General features: G+C 41.5%; 6 protein-coding genes, 7 tRNA genes and 2 rRNA genes. 14 read left to right on the top strand and 1 reads right to left on the bottom strand.

The window, feature by feature from the left end; translation table 11 throughout:
- The first annotated feature begins 17 nt into the window (after positions 1-17).
- From I6G50_RS08695 to I6G50_RS08655, 9 genes are all read left to right on the top strand, one after another.
- Positions 18-90: transfer RNA gene (locus I6G50_RS08695), tRNA-Ala, on the top strand.
- Positions 91-257: 167 nt separating this feature from the next.
- Positions 258-3160, top strand: a 23S ribosomal RNA gene (locus I6G50_RS08690).
- Positions 3161-3244: 84 nt separating this feature from the next.
- A 5S ribosomal RNA gene (gene rrf, locus I6G50_RS08685) occupies positions 3245-3360 on the top strand.
- 4 nt (positions 3361-3364) lie between these two features.
- Positions 3365-3437 (top strand) — tRNA-Val (locus I6G50_RS08680).
- A 43-nt stretch (positions 3438-3480) separates the two neighbouring features.
- A tRNA-Tyr gene (locus tag I6G50_RS08675) sits at positions 3481-3561 on the top strand.
- 7 nt (positions 3562-3568) lie between these two features.
- Positions 3569-3639, top strand: a tRNA-Trp gene (locus I6G50_RS08670).
- An 11-nt stretch (positions 3640-3650) separates the two neighbouring features.
- A tRNA-His gene (locus tag I6G50_RS08665) sits at positions 3651-3723 on the top strand.
- 7 nt (positions 3724-3730) lie between these two features.
- A tRNA-Gln gene (locus tag I6G50_RS08660) sits at positions 3731-3802 on the top strand.
- A gap of 34 nt (positions 3803-3836) precedes the next feature.
- A tRNA-Leu gene (locus I6G50_RS08655) sits at positions 3837-3920 on the top strand.
- 105 nt (positions 3921-4025) lie between these two features.
- Here the strand turns inward: I6G50_RS08655 and I6G50_RS08650 are convergent.
- Positions 4026-6632 carry a cation-translocating P-type ATPase gene (locus I6G50_RS08650; RefSeq protein WP_197908586.1) on the bottom strand — a complete coding sequence of 869 codons (2607 nt, stop codon included), beginning with the start codon at positions 6630-6632 and terminating at the stop codon, positions 4026-4028.
- Between the two features lie 133 nt (positions 6633-6765).
- Here I6G50_RS08650 and I6G50_RS08645 point away from each other — a divergent pair, with 133 nt between their 5' ends.
- From I6G50_RS08645 to I6G50_RS08625, 5 genes are all read left to right on the top strand, one after another.
- Positions 6766-7242 (top strand): DUF536 domain-containing protein, encoded by a 477-nt coding sequence (locus I6G50_RS08645; RefSeq protein ID WP_003136122.1) that lies wholly within the window; start codon positions 6766-6768, stop codon positions 7240-7242.
- A 207-nt stretch (positions 7243-7449) separates the two neighbouring features.
- On the top strand, positions 7450-8460 hold the full coding sequence (gene gap, locus I6G50_RS08640; RefSeq protein ID WP_003136123.1) for a type I glyceraldehyde-3-phosphate dehydrogenase: 1011 nt from the start codon (positions 7450-7452) through the stop codon (positions 8458-8460).
- Between the two features lie 173 nt (positions 8461-8633).
- Complete coding sequence (locus I6G50_RS08635; protein ID WP_003136124.1) at positions 8634-8975, top strand: zinc ribbon domain-containing protein YjdM; 342 nt, start codon at positions 8634-8636, stop codon at positions 8973-8975.
- A gap of 114 nt (positions 8976-9089) precedes the next feature.
- On the top strand, positions 9090-11096 hold the full coding sequence (recG, locus tag I6G50_RS08630) for an ATP-dependent DNA helicase RecG (RefSeq protein ID WP_197908585.1): 2007 nt from the start codon (positions 9090-9092) through the stop codon (positions 11094-11096).
- A 2-nt stretch (positions 11097-11098) separates the two neighbouring features.
- Positions 11099-11803: a hypothetical protein gene (locus tag I6G50_RS08625; RefSeq protein ID WP_197908583.1), complete on the top strand. Its 705-nt coding sequence runs from the start codon at positions 11099-11101 to the stop codon at positions 11801-11803.
- Positions 11804-11875: the final 72 nt, after the last annotated feature.

The raw sequence follows: 11875 nt of genomic DNA, 5'->3' as shown, positions 1-11875 counted from the left end.
AGATTGCGTTGAGAGAAGGGGCCTTAGCTCAGCTGGGAGAGCGCCTGCTTTGCACGCAGGAGGTCAGCGGTTCGATCCCGCTAGGCTCCATAAGATACGGAAGTATCTTGTCAACGAAGACGTAAAAATAGGAATTGATCATTGAAAACTAAATAACAATATCTTATAACGATAAATAAACCGAGAAATGTTTTAAACATTTCTGTAAAGCTGCGAATTATTTTAAATAGTTCGAAAAAACTTATACTTGTTTTAATGGCAAAGTTAATAAGGGCGCACGGTGGATGCCTTGGCATTAAGAGCCGAAGAAGGACGTGACTAACGACGATATTCTAGGGGGAGCAGTAAGTACGCATTGATCCCTAGGTCTCCGAATGGGGAAACCCACTATGTTATGCATAGTATCCGTAAGTGAATACATAGCTTACGTGAAGGTAACGCAGAGAACTGAAACATCTAAGTACCTGCAGGAAGAGAAAGTAAAAACGATTTCCTAAGTAGCGGCGAGCGAACGGGAAACAGGCCAAACCAAGAAGCTTGCTTCTTGGGGTTGTAGGACTGCAACGTGGACTTAAAGTTTATAGAAGAATTACCTGGGAAGGTAAGCCAAAGAGAGTAATAGCCTCGTATTTGAAATAGACTTTATACCTAGCAGTATCCTGAGTAGGGCTGGACACGCGAAATCCAGTTTGAATCCGGGAGGACCATCTCCCAAGCCTAAATACTCCTTAATGACCGATAGTGAACCAGTACCGTGAGGGAAAGGTGAAAAGAACCCCGGGAGGGGAGTGAAATAGCACCTGAAACCGTGTGCCTACAAGAAGTTCGAGCCCGTCAATGGGTGAGAGCGTGCCTTTTGTAGAATGAACCGGCGAGTTACGTTATGATGCGAGGTTAAGCTGAAGAGGCGGAGCCGTAGCGAAAGCGAGTCTGAATAGGGCGCTTTAGTATCATGATGTAGACCCGAAACCTAGTGACCTATCCATGAGCAGGTTGAAGGTGCGGTAAGACGCACTGGAGGACCGAACCAGGACACGTTGAAAAGTGTTTGGATGACTTGTGGATAGCGGAGAAATTCCAAACGAACTGGGAGATAGCTGGTTCTCTCCGAAATAGCTTTAGGGCTAGCGTCGCAATTTAAGTGTATTGGAGGTAGAGCACTGTTTGGATGAGGGGCCCATCTCGGGTTACCAATTTCAGATAAACTCCGAATGCTAATACACATGTGCGGCAGTCAGACTGCGAGTGCTAAGATCCGTAGTCGAAAGGGAAACAGCCCAGACCACCAGCTAAGGTCCCAAAATATATGTTAAGTGGAAAAGGATGTGGGGTTGCACAGACAACTAGGATGTTAGCTCAGAAGCAGCTATCATTCAAAGAGTGCGTAATAGCTCACTAGTCGAGTGACCCTGCGCCGAAAATGTACCGGGGCTAAACATATTACCGAAGCTGTGGATTTAATAATAATTAAATGGTAGGAGAGCGTTGTAATCAGCGATGAAGGTATACCGTGAGGGGTGCTGGAGCGATTACAAGTGAGAATGCCGGTATGAGTAGCGCAAGATAAGTGAGAATCTTATCCACCGTAAGACTAAGGTTTCCAGGGGAAGGCTCGTCCGCCCTGGGTTAGTCGGGACCTAAGGCGAGGCCGAAAGGCGTAGTCGATGGACAACAGGTTGATATTCCTGTACTAGTATTATAAGTGATGGAGGGACGCAGTAGGCTAAAGGGAGCCAGTTAATGGATTCTGGTCTAAGCAGTGAGGTGTGGAATGTGTCAAATGCATTTTCCTTTAACATTGAGCTGTGATGGGGAAGCAACTACGGTTGCGAAGCCCTTGATGTCACACTGCCAAGAAAATCTTCTAGCGTTTAATATAATACTACCCGTACCGCAAACCGACACAGGTAGTCGAGGCGAGTAGCCTCAGGTGATCGAGAGAACTCTCGTTAAGGAACTCGGCAAAATGACCCCGTAACTTCGGGAGAAGGGGTGCTGTACTATGTACAGCCGCAGTGAAAAGATCCAAGCAACTGTTTATCAAAAACACAGCTCTCTGCTAAACCGCAAGGTGATGTATAGGGGGTGACGCCTGCCCGGTGCTGGAAGGTTAAGAGGAGGGGTTAGACTTCGGTCGAAGCTCTGAATTGAAGCCCCAGTAAACGGCGGCCGTAACTATAACGGTCCTAAGGTAGCGAAATTCCTTGTCGGGTAAGTTCCGACCCGCACGAAAGGCGTAATGATTTGGATACTGTCTCAACGAGAGACTCGGTGAAATTTTAGTACCTGTGAAGATGCAGGTTACCCGCGACAGGACGGAAAGACCCCATGGAGCTTTACTGCAGATTGATATTGAGTACCTGTGAAGCATGTACAGGATAGGTAGGAGACTTTGACCTTGGGACGCTAGTTTCAAGTGAGTCGCTGTTGGGATACTACCCTTGCTTCATGGTTGCTCTAACCCACACGCATAATCGGCGTGGGAGACAGTGTCTGTCGGGCAGTTTGACTGGGGCGGTCGCCTCCTAAAGAGTAACGGAGGCGCCCAAAGGTTCCCTCAACATGGTTGGAAATCATGTGTAGAGTGTAAAGGTATAAGGGAGCTTGACTGCGAGAGCTACAACTCGAGCAGGTAGGAAACTAGGGCTTAGTGATCCGGTGGTACCGCATGGAAGGGCCATCGCTCAACGGATAAAAGCTACCCTGGGGATAACAGGCTTATCTCCCCCAAGAGTTCACATCGACGGGGAGGTTTGGCACCTCGATGTCGGCTCGTCGCATCCTGGGGCTGTAGTCGGTCCCAAGGGTTGGGCTGTTCGCCCATTAAAGCGGCACGCGAGCTGGGTTCAGAACGTCGTGAGACAGTTCGGTCCCTATCCGTCGCGGGCGTAGGAAATTTGAGAGGATCTGCCCTTAGTACGAGAGGACCGGGGTGGACTTACCGCTGGTGTACCAGTTGTTCCGCCAGGAGCACCGCTGGGTAGCTATGTAGGGAAGGGATAAGCGCTGAAAGCATCTAAGTGCGAAGCCCACCTCAAGATGAGATTTCCCATTCTTTATGAATTAAGAGCCCTGAGAGATGATCAGGTTGATAGGCTGGAAGTGGAAGTCCTGCGAGGGATGGAGCGGACCAGTACTAATAGCTCGAGGACTTTACCAAAGAATAGAACTTATGAGTTCAGCTTTACATATTTATTGTGAGATTGTTATTTAGTTTTGAGTGTTCAATACATTCAGACCATGATTTGGTATTCATTGCATAGGAGATACACCTGTTCCCATGTCGAACACAGAAGTTAAGTCCTATTACGCCGGAAGTAGTTGGGGGTTGCCCCCTGTGAGATATGGTAAATGCCAAGTGATTGGGAGTTTAGCTCAGCTGGGAGAGCATCTGCCTTACAAGCAGAGGGTCAGCGGTTCGATCCCGTTAACTCCCATCGAATATGTTATAATATATTCGATAACAATTAAAGAAATATCGGAAGGGTAGCGAAGAGGCTAAACGCGGCGGACTGTAAATCCGCTCCTTCGGGTTCGGGGGTTCGAATCCCTCCCCTTCCATAGTTTTACGGGCATAGTATAAAGGTAGTACAAAGGTCTCCAAAACCTTTGGTGTGGGTTCAATTCCTGCTGCCCGTGTTTGTATTATGGCGGATGTGGTGAAGTGGTTAACACACCAGCTTGTGGCGCTGGCACTCGCGGGTTCGATTCCCGTCATCCGCCCTTTTAATGGGGTATAGCCAAGCGGTAAGGCAAGGGACTTTGACTCCCTCATGCGTTGGTTCGAATCCAGCTACCCCAGTTCAAATACATTTTCTATTTGAGAAAAGTCTGTTGCCGAAGTGGCGGAATAGGCAGACGCGCCAGACTCAAAATCTGGTTCCTTCACGGGAGTGCCGGTTCGACCCCGGCCTTCGGCATAATTAATAAAAAACAGATTCGAGCTTTCTTGGATCTGTTTTTTATTAACAAAACTGTAAATAGCAATGAAAAAAATACTTTCTATAAGAGAAAGTATTTTTCTATTACGCAAGGAAAGTTTTATCTGCTTTTTTAATAAGATATTTTTCAATCTCAATCACCACAAAGATGACAAGTGAGAGTAAGATTGCGATTAGCCAGTGTGTAGCGGTAAGGGGAACCACATCAATAAATGTACGTAAGGGTGTTAATGTGAATATAAAGGTAGTCACAAGGGAAATAATTGTTGTCCAGAATATTGTTTTATTGGAATATAAACCATCTTTGAAGATAGAATCATTACTCCGGGCATTAAATATATGGTAAGTGGATGCAAGAGCTAGAACGAGAAAGGTCATCGACTGTCCTAACTGCAGGCTTGGAGTGCTTCCTGCTATTTCAACAAAGCGTCCGATATAAAAACCGATGAGTGAGATGATAATGAAAGTTGTGGAAGAAGTTACGATACGTTGGGATACACCACGGGAAAAGAGGCTTTCATTTACATCTATAGGTGGTTTTTTCATTATATATTTATCTGATTTTTCACGACTTAAACCAAAGCCTGGGATACCATCAGCTAAAACGTTGATATAAAGTAGCTGCATACCTGTAAGTGGCAGTCCCCAGCCTATAATCGCACCAAAGAGCATGATGAGAATTTCGGCGATATTTGCAGAGAGGAGATAGTAGATTGTGCGTTTGATGTTGATATAAACGCGTCGTCCTTCGGCGATAGCACTTACGATTGTTGCAAAATTGTCATCAGCTAAGATAATGTCTGAAGCATTTTTAGCGACTTCTGTTCCGGCGATACCCATAGCAGTTCCGACATCGGCTGCACGGAGTGAGGGTGCATCATTGACCCCATCTCCAGTCATAGCTACGATATGTTTCTTATCTTGCCAAGCTTTAACAATCCGAAGTTTATCTTCAGGAGAAACGCGGGCATAGACTGAAATTTTTTCGATTTTATCTTTGAGTTCTTCATCTGTCATATTTGACAGAGTAATCCCATCAATGACTAGATCACCTGGACGATAAATATCAAGTTCTGTTGCAATTGCTTTAGCAGTAAGAGCATGATCACCAGTTATCATTACAGGAATGATTCCCGCTCCCCGTGCTTCAGCCACGGCTTGTTTACTTTCAGGACGAGGTGGATCAATCATCCCGATAATTCCTAAGAAAGTTTGATTTTCTTCAAGAGAATCATAATTGTCGGGGATTTTATCAATAATTTTATAAGAAAGTGCGAGAACACGTAAAGCATTTTCCGCAAATTGGTTATGAATATCGTGAGCTTCTTGCAAATTATGTGGAACAAGTCGATCAAAAGCCCCTTTAGTAATTACAAGGTAGCCTCCATTTTCATCAGAAACAACGACAGTCATTTTTTTTCTTGTAGAATCAAAAGGAAGTTCTACAAGACGCTGAGGTGCATGTGAAGGTTGATAAAGATTGTGTGAGATAAGAAAGTTTATAATGGCTGTTTCTGTTGGATCACCATGTGTTTTCCATTTACCGTCCTCTTGGACGGCGGTTGCGTTTGATACTAGACCAAATTTGTAAATCAAATCCTCTTCTTTATCAGAAAGCTGGTTTTTTTGCCAAATAGCTTCTCCTTGCACCCACAAACGTTGAATTGTCATTTGATTCTGAGTTAGGGTTCCCGTTTTATCAGAAGCAATAACCGAAGCATTTCCTAAGGTCTCAACTGCTGGGATATTACGAATAATGGCTTTTTTGTAAGCCATATTTTCAACACCATACACAAGTGAGAGAGTAACAATAACTGGCAAAGTTTCAGGTACAGCAGCAATCCCAAGAATAACTGCTGTCATCATATTTTCGCTAAAAGGAATTCCCCCATGTAAGAGATTAACAAGAAAGATGATAGCACCGGCACCAAAAGCAATGGCAGCTAAGCGCTTTGCTAATGCGTCAATACGCTTTTGCAAAGGTGTTTTTCCTTTAACCTGGTCTTCTAGAAGCTGGGCGATTTGCCCCATCTGACTGTCCATGCCAGTCGCCACAACGATGCCAGAAGCCGTTCCGTTTAGGATATTTGTTCCTGAGAAAACCATGTTAACTTGATCACCTAAGGGGACGTCTTCTAGTATTTCACGTGAAGCATCTTTTTCTATCGGCTCTGATTCCCCTGTAAGTGAAGATTCATCCACCTGGAGACTGTTTGCTGAAAGCAGCCGTACATCGGCGCCGACCTGCTCGCCAGCGTTCAATTGTATCAGATCACCAACGACCAATTCCTCGGAAGGAATAGTACTTAACTTACCTTCCCGTATAACGGTGGAATTAGGGGCAGAGAGTTTTTTTAAGGCCGATAAAGCTGTTTCTGCACGTTCTTCCTGAAGATGAGCCACAATGACATTAATGATAACAATCAGTAGAATAACAATAGGTTTTGTGTAATTTCCCGTATCTAGAGAAAGGTAAAAGGCAGGGATAGAGACGAAGATTAAAACAAGATTCATCACCTCAAGTATATGTTTTACGAGTTTTTGTAAGATACTTTTCTGCTTTGCTTCCTGAAAGGTGTTCTCCCCGTATTTTTCCCGGTGAATAGATACTTGTTCTTTATTTAACCCATCTGAAATATCGACCTGATAGTATTTTTGGATGGTTTTGATATCACTTTTTTTATAATCCATGAGTCCCCGATTCTATTTTTTTTTGACTATTAATAAAATTTGTTTTATAGTACAAGTATAATATTTTTATTATTCATTACAAAACGATTTGGCATTTAGAAAAAGCTGTATAAATAGCTAAAAATATGATATTATGGTAGATATGGAAACGAAAACGGTAAGCGAACTTGCAGAGCTTTTTGGAGTTACTCGTCAAGCGATGAATAAACGGACCAAACAGCTGGACGAGAAATATGTAGAGAAAAATGAAAAAAATGTTACTGTAATTAATGAAGGCGGGATTCATGAACTTGAGCGTCTTTATGGAAAAGTTGTGACAGCTAAGGCAGAAGTTGTTGATGAGAAAGAAATGACTCAAGAGCTTTCAACATCGCCTTCAGACACAGCTGTTTTTGAGCTGGTTTCAAATCTAATGCAAGATAAAAATGCAGAAATTGAACGTCTCAATCAACAATTGATGGCTAAAGATGCACAGATTGCGGAAAAGGATAAACAAATCAATCGTCAACAGGAGTTGATGGAAAAGTCTCTCAGTGATAACAATCAGTTTTTACTTGAAATGAAAGCTGAATCTGAAAAAGGCTTCTTTGCGAAACTTTTCGGAAAATAAATATAACAGCTTAGCTGTTATTTTTTATTAAAAGTAGACAGATGTAAACGTTTTCCTCTCCGTTCCCACGGTTGTGCACATTCTTCCGGCTTTTATGTTTGCAAATTTTAAAAAAAGTGTTAAAATGTAAGAGTAAGTTAAATGATTAACTTAGTGATAGAGATTTTCTCTATAAACAAAATTTTAAACCTATAAGGAGACTTACTCATGGTAGTTAAAGTTGGTATTAACGGTTTCGGACGTATCGGTCGTCTTGCTTTCCGTCGTATTCAAAACGTTGAAGGTGTTGAAGTAGTAGCAATCAACGACCTTACAGATCCAGCAATGCTTGCACACTTGTTGAAATATGACACAACTCAAGGTCGTTTCGACGGTAAAGTTGAAGTTAAAGATGGTGGTTTCGAAGTTAACGGTAAATTTGTAAAAGTTACTGCAGAAGCTAACCCAGCTAACATCAACTGGGCTGAAGATGGTGCAGAAATCGTTCTTGAAGCAACTGGTTTCTTCGCAACTAAAGAAAAAGCTGAACAACACTTGCACGCTAACGGTGCTAAAAAAGTTGTTATCACAGCGCCTGGTGGAAATGATGTTAAAACAATCGTTTTCAACACTAACCACGAAGTATTGACTGGTGAAGAAACAGTTATCTCTGGTGCATCATGTACTACTAACTGTCTTGCTCCAATGGCTGACGCTTTGAACAAAAACTTCGGTCTTAAAGTTGGTACTATGACAACTATCCACGGTTACACTGGTGACCAAATGACTCTTGATGGCCCTCACCGTGGTGGAGACTTCCGTCGTGCACGTGCTGCAGCTGAAAACATCGTACCTAACTCAACAGGTGCTGCTAAAGCTATCGGTCTTGTATTGCCAGAATTGAATGGTAAACTTCAAGGTCACGCACAACGTGTACCAGTTCCAACTGGTTCATTGACAGAACTTGTATCAGTTCTTGATAAAGAAGTTACTGTTGAAGAAGTAAACGCAGTTATGAAAGCAGCTGCTAACGAATCTTACGGTTACAACGAAGATGAAATCGTTTCATCTGATATCGTAGGTATCTCTAACTCTTCACTCTTTGACGCTACTCAAACTGAAGTTACTACAGCTGACGGCGTTCAATTGGTTAAAACAGTTGCTTGGTACGATAACGAAATGTCTTACACATCTAACCTCGTTCGTACACTTGAATACTTTGCAAAAATCGCTAAATAATTCTGTTATTTAACGTTATAAACAGAGAAGCTTGGCTCCTCTGTTTTTTTATGTCTTTAGATATTGAAGAAATTTGTATAGAAATGAACAGCCTATCTTTTAAGGCAATCCTATAGTTTACAACTATAAAATTAACAAAATAAGAATTAAAAATCATAAAATTGGAGAAAATAATGGAAACACCTAAATGCCCAACTTGTTCAAGTGAATACACTTATGAACTCTCAGATACGACATTTGGATGCTCAGAATGTGGTAATGAATTTACACAGGCTGACTTAGAAGCAGATAAATTTATTGTTCTTGACAGCGTAGGCCAACCTTTAACTGATGGTGATTCAGTAATCATTATTCAAGACCTTCCTGTAAAGGGTATGCCTAAACCGATTAAAAAAGGTACGAAAGTAAAAAATATCCGTATTAATGAATTTGGAAAAAATGAACACTTTATTGACTCAAAAATCGAAGGTTTTGGCGCTATTGGCTTAAAAGGGTCAGTAGTCAAAAAAGCTTAAAATTCAAAATATAGAGGCAATCATTTGATTGCTTTTTTATTTTGAGATTATTTAGGTGAACAATAATAAATTGGATAAAAAGCAGCAATAATGCTTTTCTGCTATAATAAAAATATGAAACTAACAGACAGTATACAATATTTGAAGGGTGTAGGGCCAAAATCCTTTGAGAATTATCAGAAACTTGGAATTTCGACGATTCAAGATTTGTTGCTTTATTTTCCTTTTCGTTATGAAGATTTTGCTGGACGTTCAATTTTTGAATTAATAGATGGAGAAAAAGCGACTGTTATTGGAGAAGTTGTTACTCCGGCCAATGTACAGTATTATGGCTTTAAGCGAAACAGGCTCACTTTTAAGTTGAAACAAGGAGAGGCTGTGGTAGCTGTTAGCTTTTTTAATCAACCCTACTTAGCAGATAAGATTGAGGTTGGCAAAGAAGTGGCCGTGTATGGAAAATGGGAGCAAAAGAAACAACAGCTTCTAGGAATGAAAGTTTTGACACAGGCAGAAGATGGTTTTTCTCCAGTTTATCATCTTACGGCGGGGATGAAGCAGTCTAATTTAGTAAAAGCTATTCAGTCAGCATTTGACAGTGGGCTTTTAGCAGATTTAAAAGAAAATTTACCTGATTATTTACTGGAAAAATATCGCTTGATGTCACGTCAAGAAGCAGTCCGGGCTATGCATTTTCCTGAGGATATGGCTGCGCACAAACAGGCCTTAAGGCGCGTGAAATTTGAAGAACTTTTCTATTTTCAGCTGAAGCTTCAAGCATTGAAAAATAAAGAAAAAGCACAGCGCTTTGGCCGTCGTGTGGTTTTTGAACAGGACTTGATGACGGAGAAAATCAACAGTCTTCCTTTTGAACTCACAGATGCTCAGCTCAAATCTCTAAAGGAAATTCTAGTGGATATGTCATCTGCCTATCACATGAATCGCCTGTTACAAGGTGATGTAGGTTCAGGTAAAACAGTTGTAGCCAGTTTGGCTATGTATGCAGCCGTTCTTTCAGGCTTGCAAGCTGCTATCATGGTTCCGACGGAAATTTTGGCCAGACAACATTATGCTAATCTCCAAAATTTATTTCCCGAATTAAAAATTAGTCTCCTTGTTTCAGGTTTAAAAGTAGCGGAAAGACGTGAAATATTGGAGAGCCTAGCAAGTGGTCAAACTCAGATGGTGGTAGGGACGCATGCCTTAATCCAAGATGGTGTAGACTTTCATGATCTAGGACTTGTTATCACAGATGAGCAACATCGTTTTGGTGTTAATCAGCGAAAAGTTCTACGAGAAAAAGGTCAAAATCCTGATGTGCTCATGATGACGGCTACCCCGATTCCTCGTACTCTAGCCATCACAGCTTTTGGTGATATGGATGTTTCTATTATTGATGAATTGCCTAAAGGCCGTCAACCGATTACCACACGTTGGGTCAAGCATGAGCAACTGACAGAAGTTTTAAAATGGATAAAAGATGAACTGGAAAATCAAGCTCAAGTTTACTTTATTTCTCCTCTGATAGAGGAATCTGAAGCCTTGGACTTGAAAAATGCAGTGGCGCTTTATGAAGAACTTAGTGCTTACTTTGGAGCAGATGCTGGGATAGGTTTGTTACATGGTAAGATGAAGAATGAAGAAAAAGACCAAATCATGCAGAGCTTTAAGGCAGGTCTCCTGTCTGTTCTAGTTTCCACGACTGTTATTGAAGTTGGGGTCGATGTACCAAATGCAACTATTATGGTAATCATGGATGCGGATCGCTTTGGACTTTCCCAGCTCCATCAGTTACGTGGACGCGTAGGTCGTGGGAGCAAGAAATCTTACACTATCTTGGTGGCTAATCCCAAGACGGATTCAGGAAAAAATAGGATGAAAATCATGTGTCAAACTCAGAATGGCTTCCGCTTAGCTGAAGAAGATTTAAAAATGCGCGGTTCAGGGGAAATATTTGGTGTTCGGCAATCCGGAATTCCAGAATTTTTAGCAGCGGATATCGTCAATGATTACAATATTTTAGAGGTTGCACGCCAAGAAGCACAAGAGGTCTTCAAGCAGCCAGAGCGTCCTGAGTATCAATTAATGTTAGAGGGTTTAGATGTTGATGGAGGTTTTGACTAAATATGGTTGATAAAATAAAGTTAGAGGAACTTATCAAAGAAGTCTGGTCTGACTTTGATACATTAAAAGAGCAAGAAGAAGTGCACAAACTATTAGTTCCTGAAGCCATGCCCTTGCTTTGGTTTGGCAATCTTCCTGCTTACGAGCAGTCTGCCTTAAAAATATTAACCGTTAGTAAAAATCCTTCATATGCCGAATTTGGAGAAAACCATCGATTTGAAGAAGGTTTATCTTATCAGGAGTCCTTAAATCAATATTTTCAATATAATCCAAGTTCGTGGTTTAATAACTTAGACAAGCTGTTAAAGTATTTTGATGGTGGCTATAGAGGCGCGATAAATACAGCCTTACATGCAGACCTGTTCACTCCTATAGCTACTCATCCTGTTTGGCCGGGTTTAACCAAAGAGGAACAGAAATATTTTCCTATGCGATTTGCACAATTGATAGAAATTTTAAAGCCAGAACTCATCTTGACTTCGCTCTCAGCGAAGAATCTAAAAATCATGCTGAATCAGTTTGAAGAAGATGCCATCAAAATTTTTCATGAAGAAGAGCCAGGTAAATCAGCCAAATATATCCAAGCCTATCGCATTAATGAAAATCTACTACTTATCAATGGGAGAAATTTTCAAGGCACCTATTTTGGTGGGATGTCTTCTGAATTTATCACACATTGTTTGCAAGAAATAAGAAAGGTCGTTTAATATGGGGATGATATTAGCATTTTTAGGTGGTGGCTTGTCCTTACTTAACTTTTCTCTCGAATGGAGAAGTCT

This window comes from Lactococcus garvieae (assembly GCF_016027715.1).
In the GTDB taxonomy this organism is placed as follows: Bacteria; Bacillota; Bacilli; order Lactobacillales; family Streptococcaceae; genus Lactococcus; species Lactococcus garvieae_A.
The sequence above is the reverse complement of the archived record's forward strand: the minus strand, read 5'-3'. Positions and strand labels throughout refer to the sequence as shown.